The following is a 24,822-nucleotide window of genomic DNA, read 5'->3' as shown; positions in this document are numbered from 1 at the left end:
CGTCGTACGCTTCCGGCTGGCTTTTTCTTGGTTTTCTTGTCGCCAGGGGCGACCGGAAGCTGGCCTCTGCAAGGGTCACCGGACTGCGGTCCAGGTGCCTCATCCATATGGATGATCCATCTTCCAAAGCCTGCCGATCAAGATGTAAATGCAACCCATCCGCTGCCCGGCGGGCGCGCTCACGCGCCCGCCCTACCCGCGCGGCGCCACCAGCCCTACCGATCCGACAGACCCAATGACCAGCGAAACGCAGATGCGCCAGGCGATGCAGGCCTATATCGATGCCTTCAACGTCTCCGATCCCCAGGCCATCGCCGACCTCTATGCCGACGACGCCACGGTGGAAGACCCGGTGGGCTCGGCGGTCAAGAGCGGCAAGGCCGAGATCCTCAAGTTCTACAAGATGGCCGTGGCCACCGGTGCCAAGCTGGCCCTGGCCGCCCCCATCCGCACCTCCCACGGCAACTCGGCGGCCATGGCCTTCGACGTGAAGCTGAACATGCCCGAGGGCAAGGCCCACATCCAGGTGATCGACGTCATGACGTTCAACGACGCCGGCAAGTTCACCTCGATGCGCGCCTTCTGGGGCAAGAGCGACATGGTGATGACGCCATGACCCTCTCCCTGCAGCAAATGTCCGACCGGATCGAGCTGCAGGATCTGGTCACCCGCTATGCCAACGCCATCGACGCGCGGGCCTTCGACCGGCTGGACACGGTGTTCACGCCGGACGCCTACATCGACTACCGCGCGATGGGTGGCATCGATGGCCCCTACCCCAAGGTCAAGGCCTGGCTGCCGGAGGCGCTGAAGCATTTTCCGTCCTTCATGCATTTCGTCGGAAATTTCGATTTCCAGGTCGACGGCGACGGCGGCAGCGGCCGCATCGCCTGCTTCAATCCCATGGTGGTGCCCAAGCCGGACGGTGGCACCGAGACCATGTTCCTGGGGCTCTGGTACATCGACCGCTATCGCCGCACGCCGGAGGGCTGGCGCATCGTGGAACGCTCGGAGCAGCACTGCTACGACCACGGCATGCCGGACTGGATGAAGAAAGCGCTGAAGATGACCTGAGGACTCAGCATGGCCCGCATCGACGTGCAGGACGATCTTGGCAGCTGGATGCAGCTGCAGCCCGACATGGGCGCGGGCCTGGTGGCCTACAGCGAGGCGGTCTACGGCAAGGCACGGCTGCCGCTGCGCGTGCGCGAGATCGCACGCATGCGCATTGCGCAGATCAACGAATGCGAGGTCTGCCGCAACGCGCGCCAGGAGCAGGGCCCCGGCCAGGGCGTGGACGAGGCGCTGTATGCCGGCGTCGCCGGCTGGCGCAACGCCCCCGGGTACTCGGAGCGGGAGAAGCTGGCCGCCGAGTTCGCCGAACGCTTTGCGCTGGACCACGTGGCCATGCGCGCCGACGATGCCTTCTGGCAGCGCTTCCGCGCCGCCTACAGCGACGCCGAGATCGTGGAGCTGACCATGTCCGTGGCCCTGTGGCTGGGCGCCGGGCGCGCCATGCGCGTGCTGGACGTGGGCCAGGCCTGCGCGCTGACCTTGCAGTCGCCTGCGCCGTAGGCCCGGCGTCATAATCCGTTCGCGCTGAGCCTGCCGAAGCGTGAACGGATCGGTAACCGCGCGGTCAACGAGTCGCCATCCCCCTTTCGGCAAGCTCAGGGCGAACGGCAACAATCCACCTCCGACCGCCCATGACCGACGAGTCCACCCTCCCCACCCCGCTCCAGGTTGCCCGCCGCATCCGGCCGCTGGACTGGGTCATGCTGGTGCTGGCGCTGCTGTCCATCGGCCTGCTCAGCTGGGAGACCTGGGGCCCGGTCACCGAGGCGCAGCGGCAGTGGATCCTGCGCACCGACTACCTGATCTGCGCGATCTTCGCCGCCGAGTTCCTGTGGCGCTGGCGCGAGGACGGTTGGAAGCGCGGCTACCTGGGGCGCAACTGGTACGAGATCCTGGGCATGATCCCGATCTCCTCGCCGGCGCTGCGCGGCTTCCGCTTGTTCCGCGTGATCCGCATCCTGATCCTGCTGGGCCGCTTCGGCATGGCCGCCGACCGGGCGCTGGGCGACGAGTTCACCTACCGCCTGGTCAAGCGCTTCAAGAAGGCCATCGTCGATTCGATCAGCGGCGCCGTCACCGTGGCGGTCCTGGACGAGGTGGCGGCCGTGATGGCCCGCGGCACCTACACCCGCAACATCTCCCGCGCGCTGGAGGAAAACCAGAGCGAACTGCGCGCGATGATCCTGGAGAAGCTGCGCGAGGACGAGCAGGCCGGGCGGCTCAAGCGCCTGCCGTTCTACAACGACATCGTGGAGAGCGTGATCGACGCCGCCATGCGCGTCATCGAGCAGGTTCTGAAGGACCCGCGCACCGACGAGCTGGTGTCGGACATGCTGCGCGAGAACCTGACGCAGCTGCGCACCGCGATCGAGCAGAAGGACCGCGAAGAGCACCGCTAGCCGGGTTCAGGCCGCCGTCAACGCATAGACCGGCGTCGGGTCGTCGAAGCCCTTGAACTGCTCCGGCTCGCGGGCCTGGGCCGGGAATTCCGGCAGCTCCCGCAGCGCCTCGTGGGTTCGGCGGTCGCAGAGCACCTCTCCCGCCTCGGCACGCTGGCAGAGCCGTGCGGCCAGGTTCACCGCATTGCCCACCGCCACGTATTCCAGGCGGCCCGCGCCCTGGATCGCGCCCACGGTGAGATGACCCGTGGCCACGCCGATGCCCAGGCCCAGCTCGCCCTCGCGCCGCAGCAGCGGCTGCGCCTCGCGCATCAGTTCCAGTGCCAGCCGCACCGCGGCCTGCGCATGGTCCGCCACCGGCAGCGGCGCCCCCACCAGCACCAGCAGGCCGTCGCCGGCGTGGTCCTTCACCGTGCCACCGTGCCGCGACGCCACCTCGCCGGCCAGCTGGTAGAAGCGCTGCAGCAGGTCCATCACCTCGTCCGAGACGCGCTCGGCGGCAAAGCGCGTGAAGCCGCGCAGGTCGCAGACCACCACGCTGATCTGGCGCCGCTCGCGGCGCATCACCTGGCTCATGCCCTGCAGGTTCACCACCCGCGCCACCTGCGGCGACAGGAACTGGCGCATGAACTCGCCGCGCTGCGCCTGCACGATGTAGTAGCGCACCGATCCGCCGAGGAACACCAGCAGGCCCACCGCGATGGACACAGGCACGTAGCGCTCCGCCAGCACCAGGCCGCCGAGCAGGAAGGGAGCGGAAATGACCAGCGCGCGCAGGCGGCCGCACTCGGCGGGGTCGGCACTCACCAGCAGCAGCAGGACGATGGCGATGCCGGCCAGCAGGATGCTGCTGCCCAGCACCGGCGTGAATACCGCCCACTCCAGGCCGCTCAGGCGCATCAGCCCGGGCGCGTCCTGCAGCGCCGCCTCGGGCGCGATGGCGATGTAGCCCAGCGTCATCGCGCCATAGATCAGGCCCAGCAGCTGGGAGACGCGGAACAGCACCTGGATCGTGCGCTGCAGCCGCGCCGCCGACAGCACGGCGATGCGCCGCGCCCACTCGATGCCCACCAGGATGTTGGCGGCCTCCAGCAGGCGCGCCATCGCCGCCGCCTGGAGCTGCCAGGCGGTGTCGCCGGCATGCTCGAACAGGCTCAGTCCCAGGCGCAGGCCGAGCAGCAGCATGGCCATCGCCAGCGCCCGGCTGGCGCCGCTGCGCGGATCGCTCATCAGCACGATCACGCCCATGCCGGCGGCGATGATGCCGACGACGAGATAGGCGGTATGGACGGAACTCATGGTGCGAAGACTAGTGCATTCAGCGGGCGTACAGCATTGGCTGCCGGGGTCAGCCGCGCTGTCAACGCCGGCAGCGGGCGGCCGTTGTACCGGATGTCTCCCCCAAGGACTGAACCCGATGAACCTGAAGACCCTCACGGCCGCACTGGCACTCGGCCTGGCCTCCCTGAGCCTGCCGGCCCTCGCCGCCACGCCCGACCAGCCGCCCGTGCCCGGCACCGCCGCGGCGCAGTCCTGGCAGCAGAAGCTGCAGGAGAAATGCGACGCCGACCCGCAGAAGTGCGAGGAGATCAAGCAGCGGCACGAGGCACGCAAGGCCGAGTGCGCAGCCGATCCGGCGAAATGCAGGAAGGAACGCCGCGCCCACCGCAAGGAGCGCCACGAGAAGTGCATGGCCGATGCCGACTGCAAGGCGAAGCTGGAACAGCACAAGTCCCAGCGCGAAGCCCGCAAGGCCGAATGCGCCAAGAATCCCACGCAGTGCAAGGCCGAGCGCCAGAAGCACCGCGAAGCCCTCAAGGCGCGCTGCGAGGCCGATGCCGGCTGCAAGGCGAAGATGGAAAAGCGCCGGGCCGCCCGTGAAGAGCGCTGCGCCAAGGACCCGTCCGCCTGCGAGCCGCCGCGCCAGCCCTGGGACGGCACCGGCACGGCACCTTCGGCGCCGCGCTGAAGCCCTTGTCCCCCTTTCCCGCCAGGCGGAAGAGGGAACTCAAACTCCCATCACCCCCTGCACCCTTTTGCAGGGGGTTCTTTTTTGGGTTCTCCAATCTGCGGAAGCCCTTGCCTGGCCCGCTTTCCGTCCGGGAGAGGGGTTGGTAAGGAACACCGGTCGCATCCGGCGGCGCCCCTCACCCGGCGCCAAACGCCGACCTCTCCCGGCGGGAGAGGCACCACGGCAGGCGAGACGAAGGGGCCCAGCAGATCGGCGAAGAGGGCTTTGAGAGCACCTTTCAGCCCTTCAGTCCCGCCTTCCTCCGGTACTCCCCCGGGCTCACCCCCGTCCACTGTCGGAAGGCGCGGTGGAAGGCGCTGGGCTCGGCGAAGCCCAGCGCCTGGGCCACGTCCAGCACGCTGCGCCGCGGATCGGCCAGGTATTCCAGCGCCAGGTCGCGGCGGCGGGCGCTCTTCTCGATGCGGTAGGAGGAACCTTCCTCCTCCAGGCGGCGGCGCAGCGTGGTGGGGTGCCGCCGCAGTTGCCGCGCCAGTCCGTCGAAGTCCGGCCACTGCTCCGGCGGAATCTCGCGCAGCAGGCGGCGCACGCGGTGCGCCACGCTCTGCGGGTCCTTGTACTTGAGCAGGAAGTTGTGCGGCGCGCCGCGCAGGAATTCGCGGGCGCTGGCCTCGGTCTGAACCACCGGGGCATCCAGGTCCGCGGCGCTGAAGGCGAAGCGGGTCACCGGGCGCCCGAAATGCAGGGTCTCCCCCATGATCAGCAGGTACTCGTCGCGCCACTCCGGCGGCGGATAGGAGAACCCGGCCTCGTGGATCACGATGCGGCGGCGCACCAGCCAGCACATCAGGCCGTGCAGCATCACGAACAGGGTTTCATGGGCGAAGACCTGCGCCTGCCGGGCGCGGGTGCCCTGCTCCACGAAGCACAGCGCCGCCTCCGGCCCTTCCAACTCCAGTTCCACCCGGGTATCGGCCAGCAGCAGGTTGACCAGCCGAGCCCCCCGGACGAGGGCCGTGCGCAGGTCCGGCGTATGGAGCATCAGATGGCACAAAGTGGCAAAACTGCCCACCCGCATCGGGCGGGAATCCAGGCCGAACAGTTCGTCGTCCAGCAGTTCGGCGATGCCCAGCCAGAGGCTGCCGAAGACCGCCGGGCCGACCCGGCCCCGGTCGTCCGCCAGCAGGTCCGGCGCCAGGCCGGCTTTTTCGAGCGCCAGCGCCGGATCCAGGCCGCGCCGGGCGACGGCCTGCAAAGCCTGCCGGACGAAGGCCACGGCAATGGTGCCGCGGGATTCAGCGGGCCGGGCCATGGGCAGGGGTACGGGGATGTCGGACAGGATTCATATGGCAAATTCTGTCACTAAACAAGATGCTTTTGGGCATCGCCCCGGACGCCGCGCTGGCTTAACGTTCCGGAGTTTCCCGATTGCCAGGATCTGCCATGACCGCCCAGCCCGCTTCCGCCACCCGCCAGACCGAGACCAGCGAGGCCACGCCGCTGCGCTTCGTCACCGCCGCCAGCCTGTTCGACGGCCACGATGCCGCGATCAACGTCATGCGCCGCCTGATCCAGGGCAAGGGCGCCGAGGTGATCCATCTGGGCCACAACCGGTCGGTGGAGGACATCGTCCGCGCCGCGCTGCAGGAGGATGCCGACGGCATCGCGCTGTCGAGCTACCAGGGCGGCCACAATGAATTCTTCAAGTACATGGTGGACATGCTCGCCGAGCGCGGCGCCCCGCACATCCGCGTGTTCGGCGGCGGCGGCGGCACCATCACGCCGGAGGAGATCGCGGTGCTGCACTCCCAGGGCGTGGAGTACATCTACCACCCCAACGACGGCGCCAAGCTGGGCCTCACCGGCATGATCGACGACCTGGTCGAGCGCGCCCACAAGCACCGCCTGGACACGCGCGTGCCGGCCAAGGTCTCGGCCGACGACGAGATCAGCATCGGCCAGATGCTCTCGACCATCGAGGAAGGCGTGCTGCCGGAGTCCGAGCTCGCCCGCCTGCGAAAGGAATGGCAGCTGGCCGGCGCCAAGACGCCGGTGATCGGCTTCACCGGCACCGGCGGCGCGGGCAAGTCCTCCGTGGTGGACGAGCTGCTGCTGCGCTTCCTGCAGGCCTTCCCGCAGATGCGCATCGCCGTGCTGGCCGTGGACCCCACCCGCCGCCGCTCCGGCGGCGCCCTGCTGGGCGACCGCATCCGCATGAACTCGCTGCGCAGCAAGCGCCTGTTCATGCGCTCCATGGCCACGCGCCGCCAGCATGCCGCCACCAACACCGTGCTGAAGGACTGCGTCGCCTTCCTGCGCGGCCAGGCCTATGACCTGGTGATCGTGGAGACCGCCGGCATCGGCCAGAGCGATTCCGAGATCGTGGACCTGGTGGACTTCCCGGTCTACGTGATGACCAGCGAATACGGTGCCGCCAGCCAGCTCGAGAAGATCGACATGATCGACTTCGCCGAGCTGGTGGTGCTGAACAAGTTCGACCGCAAGGGTGCCGAGGACGCGCTGCGCGACGTGCGCAAGCAGTGGAAGCGCAACCGCGTGAAGTTCGAGCTGAAGGACGACGAGGTGCCGGTCTACCCGACCATTGCCAGCCAGTTCAACGATCCGGGCGTGACCTGGATGTTCAGCAATCTCTGCCGCCTGCTGCGCACCAGGCTCGGCCTGCCGGAGGACAAGTGGACGCCGGACCTCGACACCTCGCTGAAGGAGCCGCGCGCCACGATCCTGATCCCGGGCAGCCGCGTGCGCTACCTGGCCGAGATCGCCGAGCAGGGCCGCGGCATCAACAAGGACGCCGAGCGCCAGGACGAGGCCGCCAACCGCGCCCAGAACCTCTGGGAGTCGCTCAAGGAGCTGGGTGACGAAAAGCTGCCCAAGGCCCTGGACTTCTACGCCAACGAGGACCTGACTAGCGGCGGCGACAAGACCCTGCTGACGCTGCGCCAGCGCTACAACGAGGCGCTGAAGTCTCTGGAGCCCTCCTCCGTGGACCTGCTGCGCGCCTGGCCGGAGCGCCTCAAGGGCGTGACCGACGCGCAGTACACCTACGAGGTGCGCGGCAAGCCGGTCAAGGGCGACAACTATATCGAGTCGCTGAGCCACCAGAAGATTCCGAAGGTGGCCGCGCCGCACTACGAAAGCTGGGGCGAGCTGCTGCGCTTCCTGCTGAAGGAGAACCTGCCCGGCGGCTACCCCTACACCGCCGGCATCTACCCCTACCGCCGCGTCGGCGAGGACCCGATCCGCATGTTCGCCGGCGAAGGCACGCCGGAGCGCACCAACCGCCGCTTCCACTACCTGAGCCAGCCCGGCGCGCCGACGCGGCTGTCCACTGCCTTCGACTCGGTGACGCTCTACGGCGAGGATCCGCACACCCGCCCGGACATCTACGGCAAGATCGGCAACTCCGGCGTCAGCATCGCCACGCTGGACGACATGAAGAAGCTCTACTCCGGCTTCGACCTCTGCGCGCCCAGCACCTCGGTCTCCATGACCATCAACGGCCCGGCGCCGATGATCCTGGCCATGTTCATGAACACCGCCATCGACCAGCAGGTGGAGAAGTACCTGAAGGCCGACCCGGCGCGCTGGGCCGCGGCCGAGAAGAAGATCGCCGAGCTGTTCCAGGGCAAGACCCGCCCGACCTACTCCGGCGAGCTGCCGCCCACCAACAACGGCCTGGGCCTGGCCCTGCTGGGCGTGACCGGCGACCAGCTGCTGGACGCGGAGACCTACGCCAGGATCAAGTCCGAGACCATGTCCACCGTGCGCGGCACCGTGCAGGCGGACATCCTCAAGGAAGACCAGGCGCAGAACACCTGCATCTTCAGCACCGAGTTCGCGCTGCGCATGATGGGCGACATCCAGCAGTCCTTCGTCGAGCGCAAGGTCCGCAATTTCTACTCGGTGTCGATCTCGGGCTACCACATCGCCGAGGCCGGCGCGAACCCGATCAGCCAGCTCGCCTTCACCCTGGCCAACGGCTTCACCTTCGTGGAGTACTACCTGGCCCGCGGCATGAAGATCGACGACTTCGCGCCCAACCTGTCGTTCTTCTTCAGCAACGGCATGGACCCGGAGTATTCCGTCATCGGCCGCGTGGCTCGCCGCATCTGGGCGCGCGCGATGAAGGAGCGCTATGGCGGCAACGAACGCAGCCAGATGCTGAAGTACCACATCCAGACCTCCGGCCGCTCGCTGCACGCCCAGGAAATCCAGTTCAACGACATCCGCACGACGCTGCAGGCGCTGTACGCGCTGTTCGACAACTGCAACTCGCTGCACACCAACGCCTACGACGAGGCCATCACCACGCCGACGGAGGAATCCGTGCGCCGTGCGGTGGCGATCCAGCTCATCATCAATCGCGAACTGGGCCTGAACTTCTGCGAGAACCCCTGGCAGGGCAGCTTCATCATCGACCAGCTCACCGACCTGGTCGAGGAGGCCGTGTACAAGGAGTTCGAGAGCATCTCCGAGCGCGGCGGCGTGCTGGGCGCCATGGACACCATGTACCAGCGCGGCAAGATCCAGGAAGAGAGCCTGTACTACGAACACAAGAAGTACGACGGCTCGCTGCCCCTGATCGGCGTCAACACCTTCCTGCCCAAGGACCACGGCGGCGAGATCGCGACCACGATCGAGCTGATCCGCTCCACCGAGGAGGAGAAGGGCCAGCAGATCGGCAACGTCGAGGCCTACCGCCGCAACCGCAACGCCTACGGCCCGGACAGCCTGAAGAACCTGCAGCGCACCGCGCGCGACCGCAAGAACATCTTCGAGTCGCTGCTGGAGGCGGTGAAGTACAACAGCCTGGGCCAGATCAGCCACGCGCTGTACGACGTGGGCGGCGAGTACCGCCGCAACATGTAGGCCTGCCTCTGCGGAAAGTCCAAGGGCGGATCGGACGATCCGCCCTTTTTTGTTGTTCGTAGGGTGGGCAAACGTCTTCTCGTTTGCCCACGCGGTTGGCTCCCTGACGCGTGGGCAAACGAAAATATGTTTGCCCACCCTACCGACTGGACAGTACCGCAACCGGCCGGCAGGCTGCCTCCATGACTTCCGTTCCTGCACTTATCGCCCGCCAGGACCCGGCGCTGATCGCGCGGCTCAGCCGCGTGACGCCACTCTCCGGTGTCCGCGCCGGCTCCGGCCTGCTCGCCGTAGGCCCTCGCCTGCTGGCGTTGCAGGACGATGCACGCGCCGTCGCCTGGATTGAGCCCCGGACCCTGCAGGTCCGCCTGCAGGTGCTGGAAGGCCATGGTGGCGCTCTACCGAAGAAGGAGAAGCCGGACTACGAGGCGCTGCTGCGCACGCCCGACGGCACGATCTGGCTGCTGGGCTCCGGATCAAGGCCCAACCGGCGCCGAACGGCGCAACTGCGCGCCGACGGCAGCGTACGGCTGCGCGAAGACCATGCGCTGTACGAGTTCATGGAGGCGGCCCTGGGCGGCCGGCCGAACATCGAGGGCGCGCTTTACATCGGGGATCGCCTGCGGCTGTTTCACCGTGGCACGGCCGCCGAGTCCGATGCCTGGCTGGATCTGCCGGCAACCGTGCTCGCGGGCGCAGCGCCGAAGCTGCTGGAACTGCGCCGGCTGGACCTGGGCGAGATCGGCGGCGTGAGGCTGCATCTCACGGACGCCGCGCTGATCGAAGGGGGATGCATCCTTTACCTGGCCGCAGCGGAACACACCAACGACGCGGTGGCGGACGGCCCGATCAGCGGCGCAGCGCTGGGCATCATCGATGCCGATGGCGCGCGCTGGGCACCGCTGCAGGACCCCTCCGGGGAACTGAGCCTGCGCAAGGTGGAAGGCATCGCCGCGCTGGACGATTGGCACGGCGGCTGGCTGATCACCGATGCCGACGACGCCTCGCGGCCGGCGGAACTCTGCCGCTACGAGCTCGGCGGCCCCTGGTGAGCTCAGGCCTGCGCGGATTTGCCGCGCACGCGACCGACGACGCCCTTCACGGCGTTGACGCCCAGCAGCACCACGCCGCCGATCACCACGCCCGCCAGCAGGTTCAGCAGCGTCGGCACCCCGGGAACGCCGTGGCCGAGGTGCTCGATGGCGTGATGCAGGGCCGGGACGCCGTGCACGACGATGCCGCCGCCGACCATGAACATCGCCGCCGTACCGACGACGGAGAGGAACTTCATCAGCTTGGGAGCCAGCGCCAGCAGGCCGCGGCCCAGGGCCTTGGCGCCGGCATTGGCACGCTGGCTCAGGTACAGGCCGGCGTCGTCGAGCTTGACGATGCCGGCGACCAGGCCGTAGACGCCCACCGTCATCAGGACCGAGATCAGCACCAGCACGGTGACCTGCTTGCTGAAGGCGGCGGTCGCCACGGTGCCCAGGGAGATCACGATGATTTCCGCCGACAGGATGAAGTCGGTGCGCACGGCGCCCTTCACCTTCTCCTTCTCGAAGGCCACGATGTCCACCGCCGGATCGGCCACGGCTTCCACCAGTTCCTTGTGGTGCTGCCGGTCCTCTTCCTTGCTGTGGAGGAACTTGTGCGCCAGCTTCTCGAAGCCCTCGAAGCAGAGGAAGGCACCGCCGAGCATCAGCAGCGGCATGATGGCCCAGTTGGCCAGCGCGCTGATCGCCAGCGCGGCCGGCACCAGGATCAGCTTGTTCACCGCCGAGCCCTTGGCCACCGCCCAGACTACCGGCAGCTCGCGGTCGGCCTTCACGCCGGTGACCTGCTGCGCATTCAGCGCCAGGTCGTCGCCGAGCACCCCGGCGGTCTTCTTGGCGGCCACCTTGGTCATCACCGACACGTCGTCGAGGATGGTGGCGATGTCGTCGATCAGGGCTAGAAGGCTGCTGCCGGCCATGGCGGGGGCGCTCGTATGGAGGAATGCGGTTGCCGGATTATGCCAGCACCGCGTGAAACCTCAGTCCACGCCGCGCCGGCGCCATGGACCGGATGTGACCGGTTCCGCGGATAGGGCACCGGCCGCCTCGGCCGGCAGCTCGCGCCGCCGGAACAGCATCAGCGAGAACGCCGCCCCGGTTTCCAGGCCCTCGCTGGCCTCCAGGGCCGCCCGGCGCTCGGGCTTCGCCTTCCAGGCATAGGGCGTCATCCGCAGCAACTGGCCCAGGCCGGGCTGCGCCAGGCTCAGCGGGAACTGCAGTTCCTGGCGCGAGCGCAGCTCGAAACGCCCCTCGAAGGCCGCCAGGAACTTGTCCGGGTCATGGGGGCGCAGCTCGTCGAACAGGCGCTCGCGCAGGCTGCGCAGGTGCCCGGCGGCGGGTGTCACCACCAGCACATGGCCTTCGGGCCGCAGCACCCGGTGCATCTCCGCCAGATGCATCTGCGTGAAGATGTTGCAGACCAGGTCCACCGACCCGTCGGCGACGGGCAACTGGGCACCGCTGCCGACCAGCCAGGTCACCCCGGGATGGCGCTTGGCGGCGGCACGGACCGCGGCCCGCGCGATGTCGATGCCCGTGGCCTGCGCCGACACCCCGGCCAGCGCGCCGGTGTAGTAGCCCTCGCCGCAGCCGATGTCGAGCAGGTCCCGGGGCTGCAGCGGCGCGGCCAGCGCCAGCAGGGCATCGAGCAGCGGCCGGTAATGGCCGGCCTGCAGGAACTCGCGGCGCGCCATCACCATCTGCGGATCGTCGCCGGGGTCGCGGCTGTTCTTGTGCTGCACCGGCAGCAGGTTCACGTAACCCTCGCGGGCCACGTCGAAGCTGTGCCCCTTCAGGCAGCGCCAGGTCTTGTCCTGGCGCTGCAGCGGCTCGCGGCACAGCGGGCAGAGGATCGCGGCCATGCCGCGCTCAGGCCGCGGCGGGCCTGGACAGCAGGCTCAGCGCCAGGGCCTCGGCCACGCGCAGGCCGTCGATGCCCGCGGACATGATGCCGCCGGCATAGCCCGCGCCCTCGCCCGCCGGATACAGGCCGCGGGTGTTGAGGCTCTGGTAGTCCTCGCCGCGGGTGATGCGCAGCGGCGAGGAGGTGCGGGTCTCCACGCCGGTGAGGACCGCGTCCGGCATGGCGAAGCCCTTGATCTGCCTGTCGAAGGCCGGCAGGGCCTCGCGGATCGCCGCGATGGCATATTCCGGCAGCGACGGGGCGAGATCGCCTAAGCGCACGCCGGGCTTGTAGCTGGGCTCCACGCCGCCCAGGGCGGTGGAGGGCTTGCCGGCGATGAAGTCGCCCACCAGCTGCGCCGGCGCCTGGTAGTTGCTGCCACCCAGCAGGTAGGCCCGCGATTCCAGCTCCTCCTGCAGCGCGATGCCGGCCAGCGGCCCCGCGGCGACGCCGCCCGGATAGTCCTCCGGCGAGATGCCGACGACGATGCCGGCGTTGGCGTTGCGCTCGTTGCGCGAGTACTGGCTCATGCCGTTGGTGACGACGCGGTTCGGCTCCGAAGTGGCCGCCACCACGGTACCGCCGGGGCACATGCAGAAGCTGTAGACCGAGCGGCCGTTGGCGGCGTGGTGCACCAGCTTGTAGTCGGCCGCGCCGAGCAGCGGGTGCCCGGCGTAGCGGCCCAGGCGCGCGCGGTCGATCACCGGCTGCGGATGCTCGATGCGGAAGCCCACCGAGAACGGCTTGGCTTCCATGAAGACCTTGCGGGCATGCAGCATGCGGAAGGTCTCGCGGGCGCTGTGGCCCAGCGCCAGGATCACGTGGTCGGCACGCAGGGTCTCGCCGCCGGCCAGCGTCACGCCGCGGAGTTGTCCGTCCTCGATCAGCAGGTCGGTGACCTGCTGCCCGAAGCGCACCTCGCCGCCCAGGGACTCGATCTCCTCGCGCATGCGGGTGACCACGCCCGTGAGGCGGAAGGTGCCGATATGCGGCTTGCTGACATAGAGGATCTCCTCCGGCGCGCCGGCCTTCACGAACTCCTGCAGCACCTTGCGTCCGTGGAACTTCGGGTCCTTGACCTGGCTGTAGAGCTTGCCGTCGCTGAACAGGCCCGCCCCGCCCTCGCCGAACTGCACGTTGGAGGCCGGGTTGAGCACGCTCTTGCGCCACAGCCCCCAGGTGTCCTGGGTGCGCAGGCGCACCGGCTTGCCGCGCTCCAGCACGATCGGGCGGAAACCCATCTGCGCCAGCGCCAGGGCCGCGAAGATGCCGCAGGGGCCGAAGCCGATCACCAGCGGGCGGTTGGCATGGCCCGCCGGGGCCGCCGCCACCGGCTTGTACGAGGTATCGGGCGCCGGGCCGACATTCCGGTCGTCCTTGAACTTGGCCAGGATCGCGGCCTCGTCGCGCAGCTCGCAGTCCAGCGTGTAGACGAAGCAAAGCTCCGACTTCTTGCGCGCGTCGTAGCTGCGCTTGAACACCGTGAAGCCCAGCAGGGCGCCGTCCGGCAGGCGCAGGCGCTTCTGGATGGCGGGGGCCAGGGCTTCCGGCGGGTGCTCGATCGGCAGCGTGAGTTCGGTGAGTCTTAACATCGGTATCGGGTTCGGAGGGCGGACCGGCCTGGCGCGCATTGTCCCATGATTGCCGCGCGAGCCGGGAGCCGGGCGAGCCGCCCGGGGCCCGGAGGGCGACTCCACGCCCCGGGGCTGCTATTTTCCGTGGCGGACTTCCCCATCACCGGTGCTGCCCCGTGAACCTTCACAAGAGCCTGATCCCCGCCCTGCTGCTGGCCCTCTCTGGCTGCGCCCATCAGCCGGAGGCCCCGCCGGCCGCCTTCGGCAGCACCCAGACCCTAGCCGTGGGCCAGACCGTGCGCTTCGACGACGGCCTGAGCCTGGAACTGGACCGCGTGGAGGACTCCCGCTGCCGCCAGGGCCTGCAGTGCGTCTGGGCCGGGGAACTGGCGCCGATCCTGGAGTTGCGCGGCGGCTTCATCGGCGCCAAGGCCGTGGAACTGCGCCTGGCCACCGGCAGCGCTCCGAAGAAGCAGCTGGGCCGCTACGGCTTCGTACTGCGCCAGGCGACCCCCGAGGCGGCCACGGTCACCGTCACGCGGCAGTAGCACCCCGCTTCTAGTCCGTTCCGGGGGTGCGCCGCCCCCGGACGGGCCGCAGTCTTGGTCCTCGGAAAAACCTGTCCCGGGGGAGCCATGAGCATCGAGCAGCGCAACAGGCAGGCGGCGCAAGCCTTCTTCGACATCCTCAACCGCGGCGACGTGCCGGCCCTGATCCAGGCCTACGCCGACGACGGCCGTTGCGTGACCATGGGCAACACGCTGATCTCCGGCACCTACAGCCGCGACCAGATCGCCGCCGCGGCGGGCGGCATCTACCAGGTCTTCCCGCAGGGCATCCGCTTCACCATCAAGGCCATGACCGCCGAGGGCGAACGCGTGGCGGTGGAAGCCGAGTCCGAGGGCGCCCACGTCTCCGGCCAGACCTACACCAACCAGTACCACTTCCTGATGCGCTTCCGCGACGGCAAGGTCGTGGAGTTCAAGGAATACATGGACACCGAGCGGGTGACGGACATCCTTTGTGGCGGCCAGAAGCGGCCGGCGTAGCGTTCATCTTCCTTCTCCCCTCGGGAGAAGGTGCCGCATAGCGGCGGATGAGGGACGCACTCCGCTGGCGGCAGCGGTTCTCTGATCAACCCGCGCCCCTCACCCCTACCCCTCTCCCGGAGGGAGAGGGGTTCAAAGAAGCTTGGGGAAAAGACCAATGAAGATTCTCGTCCTTGGCGGCACCGGCCTGATCGGCGGCCACGCCGCCCTGCACCTCGCCAACCTCGGCCACACGGTCACCCTCGCCGCACGAAAGCCGGCGGCGGTGACGGCAGGCTCGCCGCTGTCGAAGCTGCCCTTCATCCCGATCGACTATCTCGCGGAGAGCGACGACCAGGCCCTGACCGGCTTCGACGCCATGGTCTTCGCCGCCGGCAACGACATCCGCCATGTGCCGCCCGGCACCGACGAGTCCGCGCACTGGCAGCGCGCCAACGTGGAAGGCGTGCCGCGTTACTTCGAGCGGGCGCGCAAGGCCGGCATCCGGCGCGCGGTCTACATCGGCAGCTTCTACCCGCAGGCGCAGCCGGACCTGGTGGAGAAGATCAGCTACGTGCGCGGCCGCAAGCTGGCCTGCGACGGCGCCCGCGCCCAGGCCAGTGACCGCTTCCATGTCTGCAGCGTCAACGCACCCTTCGTGGTCGGCCATATCCCGGGACTCGCGGTGCCGGCGCTGGCCGCGCACGCCGCCTATGCCCTGGGCCGCATCCCGCAGGTGCCGGCGTTCGCGATGCCCGGTGGCGTCAACTTCATCTCCACCACCAGCCTGTCGGAAGCCGTGGCCAGCGCGCTGTTCCACGGCGAGAACGGCAAGGCCTACCTGGTGGGCGACGAGAACCTGAGTTTCCAGGACTACTTCGGCGAATTCTTCCGCGCCGCCGGCCGCAGCGGCCAGTTGGAGGTGATCGACCGGGAACACCCGATGCTGCCCGACATGGTGCTCTACGCCGGGCGCGGCGGCACCATTTACTACGAGCCGGATGCGGCGGAGACGAAGCTGCTGGGGTATCGGCGCAATGATGTGAAGCGGACGCTGCGCGAGATCGTGGAGGGTGCCGGTAATCGATGAGGCACGAAGTCAAAATTCGCTGCCCCCCCCAGAATATGCAAGACTTACTGCACACATACACCTAGTTCGAATGTGAAAATGAGCACTGGCAAACCGCATAAATCTCGGAAGGCAAATTTCCCCGCCGTGTCCGGAGAAGTGACGAAATTAATTAACGCACTTCGCGTCAAAGGTACGCGTTCGGTCTGCTTCTTCAACAACAAGGGAGGCGTTGGAAAAACAACCCTTGTTGCCAATTTGGCGGCTCAGTTGTCCTTAGTATGGGGACTGAAGATTCTAGTGGTCGATGCCGATCCTCAATGTAATTTGACCCAATACGTCTTAAGCGACGAGGATTTCATTGAGACCTATCGAGATTCTGACGCGATAAAAAGTATTTTTAGTGTCATTCATCCCCTTTCCATAGGAAAAGGTTATTCCGCCACTTTACCCGTTAGAAAAATCCCGAGCTTTGGATTCGATGTTGTCATAGGGGACCCTCGGCTAGCACTAAAAGAAGACCTTCTAGCCCAGGATTGGCGAGACGCTAAATCAGGGGGCACACGCGGCCTTCGCACAACCTTCGTGTTCTCGGATCTCATTAAGAAGGCGACAAACTACGATATTGTCTTCTTCGATATGGGCCCGTCTCTAGGAGCCATCAACCGCTCGGTACTTCTAGCGGCCAACCATTTCGTTGTTCCCATGTCCATTGACATTTTCTCGATCTGGGCAATCAAGAACATTGGTGATGCCTTAAAGATTTGGCAGCGCGATCTAGATAATGGCCTAAAACTGGCAGAGGACCCCTCGGAACTCCCGAAGGTTACAACTGGCAGCAGGCCATCGTTCCTCGGGTATGTCACGCAGCAACACAAAGAACGACTTGAGAAAGATGGAACTCGTATAGTCGAAGCATACAACGCTATCAGCAAGACCATTCCAGAACAGGTAAAGCAAAATTTGAATCACCTGTCGATCAAGAATAGTGATCCTCATTTGGGTGACATCAAGCATCTGGCCAGCTTGGCGCCGAAATCGCAGACCCTTCATACGCCAATGATCACCGTTACCTTGAAGGGTAGCTATACAGGCCTTCGCAAGCAGGCACGTACCCTATATCAAAACATCGGGACCCACTTTCTCAAGAATCTTGTTGCCGGCGCCCGCTAGAAAGTACTGTGGTGAGTAGCAAGATCATGGACTTCAATGCCGACCTTGTCGACGATCTAGCACGACAAAAGGTCGTGCTATTCCTTGGGTCAGGGGTTTCAGCCAGCTGCAAAACTCGCGCCGGACAGCAGATTCGCCAATGGGAGCCTTTCCTTCAGTTCGCTGCTGGAAAAATCAAAGACAAATCGCTGAAGTCCCTTGTGAAGCAATCGCTGGAACAACGGGACTATCTAATGGCCTGCGATCTTATTCGCGAGGCTCTCGGAACCGAGTGGACCGATCTACTTAAGCAGGAGTATCAGCAGGTGGGAGAACCATCGGCTCTCCATAAGGCGCTGGTCAAGTTAGAGCAACGCATCGTAGTTACAACAAATTTCGACAAATTATTGGAAAGCGCCTGGGAGCAATTTTCCGGAAGTGCTACCCACTTTCCCCAGGTCACTACAAAGATTGATCATAAGGCGTTCGCTGCACTGCGGGACGTGAAGGGAAAATTTTTAATTAAGCTGCATGGCTCGATCGATGATCCTGACAGCATGGTATTCACGAAGTCAGACTATGCAGACCGAGCATTCGGCAATTGGGCATATAACGAATTTCTACGGGTCCTATTGCTCACTCACACCTTTCTTTTCGTCGGATTCTCCATGACGGACCCGGCTATTAGCTTACTGGTGGAACAGTATGCGCAAAGCTTTCCAACTGCACGGCCGCACTACATGCTAGTTGGCGGGAAAGTCCATGACCGCCTAATAGAGTGGAATAAGAAGCTTAGGCGACTCTATGTACTGCCATACAAGAGTGACAATAATCACGCTGAACTGCCAAGGCTACTGACCGCACTAGGAAAGAAAGCATCAGAGCGACGCCGTGAGTTGTTGGCAGCCAGCAATCAAGCTTAGTTCGTTCATGCTTGCAGCCGTTATATAAGCCTAGAAAGTCCTAGCTTTTCCGCCGTCCCTTCACCCGCACCTTGAAGCTCATCGCCGGCCCCGGCGTCGGCGCGGTCTTGGTCTTCAGCACGTAGCCTGGGCTCGGCAGCTCCAGGTCGAAGCGGTGGAACAGCTGCGCCATGGTCATGGCCAGCAACACCTCGGCCAGGCTCTTGCCCAGGCAGGTGTGGTGGCCGCGGCCGTAGGGCGAATAGGCGCCCACCTGCATGTGCTCGGCGCGCTCCTTGGTATAGCGCTCGATGTCGAACTTCTCGGCATCCGGATAGAACTGGTCCTGGTAGTGCGGCACGGCGGTACCCAGGTAGATCAGCTCGCCCTCGTTGATGCGGTGCCCGCCGAAGACGAAGTCCTTGTTGGCGGTGCGGATCTGCGCCACGGCGATCGGGAACAGCCGCATGGTTTCCATGATGGCGCCGTTGAGCAGCGGCAGGCTCTTCATGAACTCGTCCTCGTTCACCGGCCCCTTGGCGAAGAACGCATCCACCTCCGCCTGGATGCGCGGCAGCACGCCGGGATGCTTGAGCACGGTGTAGACGATGGCCGAGGTGGTGTTGGCCACGGTGTCCAGGCCGGCCACGTAGGGGCCGGTCATCAGCATGATGAGGTCACCTTCCGGCACCAGTTCCGGATCGCGCGCGTGGGCGTCCATCACGTCGTCGATGAGGGTCTTGTACTCCTCCGGCGTGGGGCTCTTTTTGGCGCGGTAGTCCGCGATCATCTGCCGGCCCAGCTCGAACATGCGTGCCTTGGCGCGCTTGTACTCCGGGAACTTCATCATGAACTGCGGGCGCTGGCGCGTGACCAGCACGTTGAGGATGTAGAGGATCGTGGTGCGGATGTCCTTGACGTACTCGCGCGGCGTCTTGCCGGTGAGCACCATGCCGAGCTGGTCCACGACGAGATACTGCATGGCCTCCACCACGGGCACCATGGAGCCGACCTTCCAGTCGCGGTCCAGGCTGTTGGCGGTGATGTCCAGCACCTCCTGGTAGCGACCCTTGATCGATTCCTTGGAGAAGCCGCGCTTCATGATGGCGCGCAACTGCTTGTGCAGCTCGCCGTCGGTGGCGGACAGCATCTTGGAGGCGCCGAACTCCTTGACCAGCGGCTCCCAGGCTTCGCGCGAGCGCAGGCAGTCCTTGCCCTCGCGCGTGCCCATGAAGTTGGCCGCCTCGGCGCCGGCGATCACCGTGAGGTGGTTGCCGAAGACGTTGACGCGGAACGCGGAGCCGTACTCCTGATAACACTTCACGAAGAAGCGCGCGGGGTCCGCCGCCATCTCCAGCGTGCTGCCGATCAGCGGCAGGCCGCGTACCATCGGCGGCGGGGTGGCATCGGCAAGGGAGACGGCGGCTTCGGGCGTGGACATGGGCGTGCCTGGCGAAGTGGGCGATTCCCCAGTCTGCTCAGGCCACCGGCGCCCCACATCGCCCTTTTGGAGGGGGATTGGTGACCTGCCGATGACGAATCAGTCGTTCGGCCGAACCCTCATTCCGGAAGCTGTTTCGCCAGGAATTCCAGCTGGTTGCCGCCCATGATGCGGGCGATCTCGGGTTCGCCGAAGCCGGCTTCGACCAGCGCCTGCGTCACCAACACAAGGCCGGTGGCATCGAAGGGCACGGCCACCGCGCCGTCGAAGTCCGAGCCCAGGGCGACGTGCTGCAGGCCGACGGTCGAGACCACGTGACGGATCGCGCGTGCCACCGCCTGGGCATCGCGGCCGCAGACCGCGGTCTCCCAGTAGCCGATGCCGACCAGCCCGCCGTTGGCGGCGATGCGACGCAATTGCGCGTCGCTGAGATTGCGGCGGTTGTCGCAGGTGCCCTTGACGCCGCCATGGGACACCACCACCGGCCGCGTGGCCATGGCCAGGACCTCGTCGATGGTCCTGGGAGAGGCATGTGCCAGGTCCACGATCATGCGGCGCTGCTCCATGCGCCGGATCATCTCGCGGCCCTTGTCGGTCAACCCGCCCTTCTCCACGCCGTGCGCGGAGCCGGCCATCTCGTCGTCGAAGAAATGCGTCGGCGACATCATGCGGAAGCCGGCATCGAACAGCGCGTCGACATTGGCGGGATCGCCCTCCAGCACCTGTGCGCCCTCGATGGCCAGCACGCCGGCGACCAGGCCGCGGTCCTGCGCGCGACGGGCCAGGAAATCCCGCAGCTCGCCCTGCGTACCCACCACCGCGAAGCGGCCCTGCGAGCGCGCCGCCATGCCGTGCAGGCGCCGGGCCTGGTACAGCGCGCGCTGCTGGAGGCTGCCCCAGGTCCGCGGCGGCCAGCCCTGCACGATGGCCAGCGGCAGGATGTTGTCGCTGCGGTCATCGTTGCGCTCGATGTTGAGCCCGCGCGGCGTCTTGCTGACCACGGCGAAGACCTGCAGCGCGACGCCGCCCTCGGCCAGCCGCGGGATATCGGTCTGGCCGCGGTTGCTGCGCTTCAGCAGATCACGCCCCCACAGCAGCGGGTCCGCATGCAGGTCCGCGACCGCCAGGCGCGCGTGCAGGGCCTGCGCCTGCGGCGTGGCACGGTAAGGCGGCGGCTGCAGCACCTGGTTCATGCCGCCCTCGACGATCCCCGGCACAACCCGATGGATCACAAAGGCCAGCGCCAGCAGCACCGCCAGCAGTACGCCGCCCCGCTTCAGCCAGACCTGCATGCTCCGCTCCGTGGAATCCCGGCCGACAGTGTACGAAGATGCGGGCGGCGCCGTGCTCGGGCAGACTTCCGGCCGATGAGGCTCCGGATCGCGGAGCCGCCCGATGGACAACGGATGGAACCGACCCTGGCTGTGCTGAACCTGCTGCTGATCTGCCTGGGCGCCTGGCTGGGAATCCAGCTGCTGTTCTTCCTGGTCATGCTGGTGCAGATGCTGCGGCTGTCGCTGCATCCGCAGCGGCTGCGGTTCGGCGAACTGCCGGAAGACCTCCCGCCCGACCAGCAGGCTGCGATCGACGAGGTGCGGGCCCTGGGCTTCCGTCCCATCGCGTCCGGCCTGGTGGAGAACGGACCGCGGAGCCACCCCGCCCTGCTGCTGCGCCACCAGTCCGAGCCGGCCTATGCCAGCCTGCTGCTGATGCCGGCCAGCTTCGCCGGCTATCCCCTCAGCTTCCTCAGCCAGGCCGAGGACGGAAGCCTTCTGCTGACGGTGAACCGCATCGGCTGGCTGACGCTGGCCCAGCCGCCCGGGCAGAAGCTGGTGGATGCCTGGGCCGCCAGCCCGACCGCGCATTGGCAGGTCCACCAGGCCCGGATCGCCGGCGTCGCCATGGCGGACCTGCCGGAGGAGGAAATCTGCCGCCGGTATGCAGCCTCCTACGGCGACTATGTCCCGATGCTGCTCCGCCAGGGGCTGCTGCAGGAGTCCGGCGGCGTCCTGCATCCGCGCCTGCGCGCGGCCGCAGGACTGGCTTGGCGCTGGATGGGCGTACGCCGCAAGCTGGCGGTGCCCTACGTCTCCGCCGCCACCGAGGGCAGCCACCAGCCGGACTATGCGACGCAGAGCTACATCCAGGCCGAGGCGGAACTGGCCCGGCGCGCCTCGCGCCATAGCCTCAAGGCCAGCGTCCTGGTCCTGAGTGCAGCGCTGTCGCTGCTGCTCTGGGGCTGGGCCTTCAGCTGGCAGAGTGCGTTGGCCGTGCTGGCCATCCTGCTGCTGCACGAGGGCGGGCATGCGCTGGCCATGCGGGCCTTCGGCTACCGCGACATGAGCATGTTCTTCATCCCCTTCCTGGGAGCGATGGTGACGGGAAGGCCGCGCGACATCCCGGCCTGGAAGCAGGCCCTGGTGCTGCTGGCCGGCCCCGTGCCCGGGCTGCTGCTCGGCGCCGCACTGCTGTGGTGGTGGGGCGGCGCCATCCCCTCGGCCGGCGGCTTCGACTGGCAGATGGCGGCCTGGATGGCCGTGCTGATCAACCTGTTCAACCTGCTGCCGCTGACGCCGCTGGACGGCGGCCAGCTGGTGGAACTGTCGCTGTTCAGCCGCTGGCCGCGCTCGCGCCTGCTGTTCTCGGCCCTCAGCGTCGCCGCCATGGCGGCCCTCGCGCTATGGCTGGAGAGCGCAGTGTTTGCCGTCTTCGTCCTGCTGCTGGGCGTGGGCCTGCTCCAGCAGTGGCGTGTCTCGCGCCTGGAATCCCGCTGGCAGGACGGACTTCCGCATGAAGAACAGCTGCGGCAACTGTTCGGGCGGGCGCAGGAACTGTTCGGCCCGCTGGGCTTCCTGCGCCAGTACCCCCTGGTCAAGGCGGTGATGGAACGCCGCCGGATCCGCCGCCCTCGCGCCTGGGAATCGGCCCTGGTACTGGGTCTGCTGCTGGCACTCTGGGGTAGCGGCGGCTATGCCGCCTACGGCCATCTTGCCGCGCCGCCGCAGCCCGAGGATGACGGCCGCAGCGCACAGCAGCGCCTGTTCGATGAACGTTATGCCCGCTATGGCGAGGACGAGGACGCCGGGCCGGACGAACTGAAGGCCTTGCAGGCCGCCGCCGCGGCGCTGCCGCCCGAGGACCCACGCCGGGTGGACCTGCGCTCGCTGCTCGCCTGGGACGCCGAGGGCGAGGAACAGGCCCGGCAACTGGAAAGCCTGGTGGCGGAGGGCCGGGAGGGATTCCAGAATGACCTGGAGAGCCTGCAGCGCCGCTGGCTGCGCAGCGTCCAGGACCTGCATCCGGATGCGCCGCTGCCGCAGCGCATCGCGGCCTTGCAGGCCGCCCTGCAGCGCGCGGAATCGCTGATGCCGAAGCAGCCGGCCGGCCGTATCGAGGCGCGGCTGCGCCTCGCCGAATGGGTGGACCTGAACGGCGATCCCCAGGCCGCAGAGACCCTGCTGGCGGAAACGCGCTATCTGGCCGAGCGCTCCGACGACTGCCGCTGCGAACTGCGCCGGGTGCTGCGCGCGCAGGCCTGGTACTTCATGCACCATGGCCGCCCGGCCGATGCCGTCACCGTGATCGAAGCCTCGCCGGTGGGCCGCAGCCTGCGGCAGTCCACCCACGAGCTGTCGCGCACCTATGCCTGGGCGCTGCTGGAGGCGGGCCGCATCGACCAGGGCACCGAGCAGATGCGCATGGCAGTCTACTCGCGCCTCCCTCCGCGATCCTGGCTGCAACGCCTCGGCTTCGGCGGGGCCAGACGCAGCCACCTGCTGTATCCCCTCGAGATGGCTCATGCCTTGCGGCAGGGCCCGCAGCCCGCCGAAGCGCGGGGCGTGATGCCGCCGGAACAGCACTGGAGCTGCTTCCCGTACACCAGCGAGGACATGGCGGAGACGGTGGCCCCCTACGTCGATCCCTGGGAACAGCTGCGCGAACAGCGCCTGCGGGTTACCGCCAAGGCCGTCTGCCCGCCCGCGCCCGGCAAGACCGGCGCCACTGCAAAGATGAACCCGCCGGGTTAGGCTGCGCGTCCCGCGTGCCCCGCGGATGGAGAGAATCATGTCCCAGCGTCTGTTCACCCCCCTGGCCTGCCTGCTGCTGGCCCTGCCCCTGCTCGCCATGGCGGGCAAGAAGCCCGAGAAGGCCGAACTGGCCTGCATCGACGGCGAGAAGCCCGCCGAGCCCTTCAGCGAGCACGACAAGTGGGGCATGGAGCGCTACGAATCGGAGCTGGCGCGCTACAAGCGCGACCACGAGCGCTACCTGCGCTGCCTGGACCGGAAGGAGAAGGCTTCGCCGGACTCGCTGGGCCGCAAGCTGGACGATGCCATGGCCCACCCCGGCCAGATGCCGCCGGCCCCGCCGTCGGCCGAAGCTCCGGCGGAGCCGCCGCGCTAAGGCCTGTCGATGCCATGGACGCTGCTGCGACGTCCGTAGCGTCAAACGGCCCTAATCGTCGGCTTCGGCCGCCTCGCGCCCGCGCTGGCGCGCCTCCGCCTCGGCGCGCGCCTCGGCGATCTGGTGCAGCACGCCCTCGACGTCGGCAGCGGTGTCGTCATGGACATAGCGCCCGGTCAGGGGGCTGTCCGGCTTGAGCTCGGCGTCCTGGTAGAGCTTCCATATCTCGAAGGCGTACTCGGTATCGAGCAGCTCCGGAGCAAAACGGCCGCAGTAGGCGGTCACGTTGTCGACGTCGCGGCGCAGCATGCGGAAGGCGTTGTTGTTGCCGGAAGCATCCACCGCCTGCGGCAGGTCGATGATCACCGGGCCATCCTCCGCCAGCAGCACGTTGAACTCGGAGAGATCGCCGTGGATCAGGCCGGCGCAGAGCATGCGCACGATCTGGCGCACCAGGAAGGCATGCCAGGCGCGCGCCACGTCCGGCTCGGGGGCGACATCGTTGAGACGCGGCGCCACCTCGCCGTCGGCTCCGCGCACCACTTCCATCAGCAGCACGCCCTCGTAGTAGCCATGGGGCTGGGGTACCCGCACGCCGGCGGCGGCCAGACGATACAGGGCCTCTACCTCGGCGTTCTTCCAGGCGGCTTCCTGCTCCCGGCGGCCGTGGCGGCTGCCCTTGCCCATGGCGCGTGCATCGCGGCTGCCACGGGCACGCCGACCTTCCTGGTACTCGGCCAGCTTGTGGAAACCGCGGTGCTCGGCTTCCTTGTAGACCTTGGCGCAACGGACGGCACCGCCGCAGGACACCAGGAAAACGGAAGCTTCCTTGCCGCTCTTGAGTTGTCGCAGCACCGCGTCGACGATGCCGTCATCGATCAGCGGCTGCAGGGCTTTGGGGGATTTCATGCGGTATTGTGAACGATCCGGCAGGGGAAAGCCGGGGCACAGCCGTTTAGAATGG

General features: G+C 67.2%; 22 protein-coding genes. 14 read left to right on the top strand and 8 right to left on the bottom strand.

What is annotated here, in order from left to right:
- The first annotated feature begins 235 nt into the window (after positions 1-235).
- From C3942_RS12940 to C3942_RS12925, 4 genes are all read left to right on the top strand, one after another.
- Entirely contained in the window at positions 236-616 is a 381-nt protein-coding gene (locus tag C3942_RS12940; RefSeq protein ID WP_104230756.1) for a nuclear transport factor 2 family protein, read from the top strand.
- Positions 613-1,074 carry a nuclear transport factor 2 family protein gene (locus C3942_RS12935; protein WP_104230755.1) on the top strand — a complete coding sequence of 154 codons (462 nt, stop codon included), beginning with the start codon at positions 613-615 and terminating at the stop codon, positions 1,072-1,074. Before C3942_RS12940 ends, C3942_RS12935 begins: the two co-directional genes overlap by 4 nt.
- A gap of 9 nt (positions 1,075-1,083) precedes the next feature.
- Complete coding sequence (locus tag C3942_RS12930; protein WP_104230754.1) at positions 1,084-1,575, top strand: carboxymuconolactone decarboxylase family protein; 492 nt, start codon at positions 1,084-1,086, stop codon at positions 1,573-1,575.
- A gap of 131 nt (positions 1,576-1,706) precedes the next feature.
- The gene (locus C3942_RS12925) at positions 1,707-2,474 is read left to right on the top strand and encodes an ion transporter (protein WP_104230753.1); all 768 of its coding nucleotides are present in this window, start codon (positions 1,707-1,709) and stop codon (positions 2,472-2,474) included.
- Between the two features lie 6 nt (positions 2,475-2,480).
- On the opposite strand, the gene C3942_RS12920 is transcribed toward C3942_RS12925, so the two are convergent.
- Positions 2,481-3,773, bottom strand: coding sequence for an adenylate/guanylate cyclase domain-containing protein (locus tag C3942_RS12920; protein ID WP_165797441.1), 1,293 nt, complete (start codon positions 3,771-3,773; stop codon positions 2,481-2,483).
- Positions 3,774-3,891: 118 nt separating this feature from the next.
- On the opposite strand from C3942_RS12920, the gene C3942_RS22310 reads away from it, so the two are divergent.
- Positions 3,892-4,443 carry a hypothetical protein gene (locus C3942_RS22310; protein ID WP_165797440.1) on the top strand — a complete coding sequence of 184 codons (552 nt, stop codon included), beginning with the start codon at positions 3,892-3,894 and terminating at the stop codon, positions 4,441-4,443.
- A gap of 280 nt (positions 4,444-4,723) precedes the next feature.
- Here C3942_RS22310 and C3942_RS12910 read toward each other — a convergent pair whose 3' ends face one another.
- Positions 4,724-5,755, bottom strand: a complete 1,032-nt coding sequence (locus tag C3942_RS12910) for an AraC family transcriptional regulator (protein ID WP_104230750.1) — start codon at positions 5,753-5,755, stop codon at positions 4,724-4,726.
- A gap of 131 nt (positions 5,756-5,886) precedes the next feature.
- On the opposite strand from C3942_RS12910, the gene C3942_RS12905 reads away from it, so the two are divergent.
- On the top strand, positions 5,887-9,333 hold the full coding sequence (locus C3942_RS12905) for a methylmalonyl-CoA mutase family protein (RefSeq protein WP_104230749.1): 3,447 nt from the start codon (positions 5,887-5,889) through the stop codon (positions 9,331-9,333).
- 182 nt (positions 9,334-9,515) lie between these two features.
- Positions 9,516-10,385 (top strand): DUF6929 family protein, encoded by an 870-nt coding sequence (locus tag C3942_RS12900; RefSeq protein ID WP_104230748.1) that lies wholly within the window; start codon positions 9,516-9,518, stop codon positions 10,383-10,385.
- A 2-nt stretch (positions 10,386-10,387) separates the two neighbouring features.
- On the opposite strand, the gene C3942_RS12895 is transcribed toward C3942_RS12900, so the two are convergent.
- The 3 genes from C3942_RS12895 to C3942_RS12885 are packed head-to-tail and all read right to left on the bottom strand — an operon-like array spanning position 10,388 to position 13,880.
- Entirely contained in the window at positions 10,388-11,305 is a 918-nt protein-coding gene (locus C3942_RS12895) for a DUF808 domain-containing protein (protein ID WP_104230747.1), read from the bottom strand.
- 60 nt (positions 11,306-11,365) lie between these two features.
- Positions 11,366-12,247 (bottom strand): putative RNA methyltransferase, encoded by an 882-nt coding sequence (locus C3942_RS12890; protein WP_104230746.1) that lies wholly within the window; start codon positions 12,245-12,247, stop codon positions 11,366-11,368.
- Between the two features lie 7 nt (positions 12,248-12,254).
- Positions 12,255-13,880 carry an NAD(P)/FAD-dependent oxidoreductase gene (locus C3942_RS12885; protein ID WP_104230745.1) on the bottom strand — a complete coding sequence of 542 codons (1,626 nt, stop codon included), beginning with the start codon at positions 13,878-13,880 and terminating at the stop codon, positions 12,255-12,257.
- Between the two features lie 158 nt (positions 13,881-14,038).
- On the opposite strand from C3942_RS12885, the gene C3942_RS12880 reads away from it, so the two are divergent.
- From C3942_RS12880 to C3942_RS12860, 5 genes are all read left to right on the top strand, one after another.
- On the top strand, positions 14,039-14,410 hold the full coding sequence (locus tag C3942_RS12880; RefSeq protein ID WP_104230744.1) for a hypothetical protein: 372 nt from the start codon (positions 14,039-14,041) through the stop codon (positions 14,408-14,410).
- Positions 14,411-14,497: 87 nt separating this feature from the next.
- Positions 14,498-14,911, top strand: a complete 414-nt coding sequence (locus C3942_RS12875; RefSeq protein WP_104230743.1) for a nuclear transport factor 2 family protein — start codon at positions 14,498-14,500, stop codon at positions 14,909-14,911.
- 157 nt (positions 14,912-15,068) lie between these two features.
- Positions 15,069-15,980, top strand: a complete 912-nt coding sequence (locus C3942_RS12870) for an NAD-dependent epimerase/dehydratase family protein (RefSeq protein ID WP_104230742.1) — start codon at positions 15,069-15,071, stop codon at positions 15,978-15,980.
- Positions 15,981-16,058: 78 nt separating this feature from the next.
- Positions 16,059-17,132, top strand: a complete 1,074-nt coding sequence (locus C3942_RS12865; protein WP_104230741.1) for a ParA family protein — start codon at positions 16,059-16,061, stop codon at positions 17,130-17,132.
- A gap of 26 nt (positions 17,133-17,158) precedes the next feature.
- Entirely contained in the window at positions 17,159-18,034 is an 876-nt protein-coding gene (locus C3942_RS12860) for an SIR2 family protein (protein WP_133164300.1), read from the top strand.
- A 40-nt stretch (positions 18,035-18,074) separates the two neighbouring features.
- Here the strand turns inward: C3942_RS12860 and C3942_RS12855 are convergent, their stop codons facing one another.
- Together C3942_RS12855 and C3942_RS12850 are read right to left on the bottom strand one after the other, a co-directional pair.
- Entirely contained in the window at positions 18,075-19,454 is a 1,380-nt protein-coding gene (locus tag C3942_RS12855) for a cytochrome P450 (RefSeq protein ID WP_104230739.1), read from the bottom strand.
- A gap of 119 nt (positions 19,455-19,573) precedes the next feature.
- Positions 19,574-20,746: a dipeptidase gene (locus C3942_RS12850; RefSeq protein ID WP_207766077.1), complete on the bottom strand. Its 1,173-nt coding sequence runs from the start codon at positions 20,744-20,746 to the stop codon at positions 19,574-19,576.
- Between the two features lie 114 nt (positions 20,747-20,860).
- Here C3942_RS12850 and C3942_RS12845 point away from each other — a divergent pair, with 114 nt between their 5' ends.
- A complete protein-coding gene (locus tag C3942_RS12845) occupies positions 20,861-23,482 on the top strand; it encodes a site-2 protease family protein (protein ID WP_104230738.1) in 2,622 nt (873 codons plus the stop codon).
- A gap of 37 nt (positions 23,483-23,519) precedes the next feature.
- Positions 23,520-23,858: a hypothetical protein gene (locus C3942_RS12840; RefSeq protein WP_104230737.1), complete on the top strand. Its 339-nt coding sequence runs from the start codon at positions 23,520-23,522 to the stop codon at positions 23,856-23,858.
- A gap of 51 nt (positions 23,859-23,909) precedes the next feature.
- Here C3942_RS12840 and C3942_RS12835 read toward each other — a convergent pair whose 3' ends face one another.
- Positions 23,910-24,767, bottom strand: coding sequence for a PA4780 family RIO1-like protein kinase (locus tag C3942_RS12835; RefSeq protein WP_104230736.1), 858 nt, complete (start codon positions 24,765-24,767; stop codon positions 23,910-23,912).
- Positions 24,768-24,822: the final 55 nt, after the last annotated feature.

Origin of the sequence: Solimonas fluminis, from assembly GCF_002930645.1 — a bacterium.
GTDB lineage: Bacteria > Pseudomonadota > Gammaproteobacteria > Nevskiales > Nevskiaceae > Solimonas_A > Solimonas_A fluminis.
The sequence above is the reverse complement of the archived record's forward strand: the minus strand, read 5'-3'. Positions and strand labels throughout refer to the sequence as shown.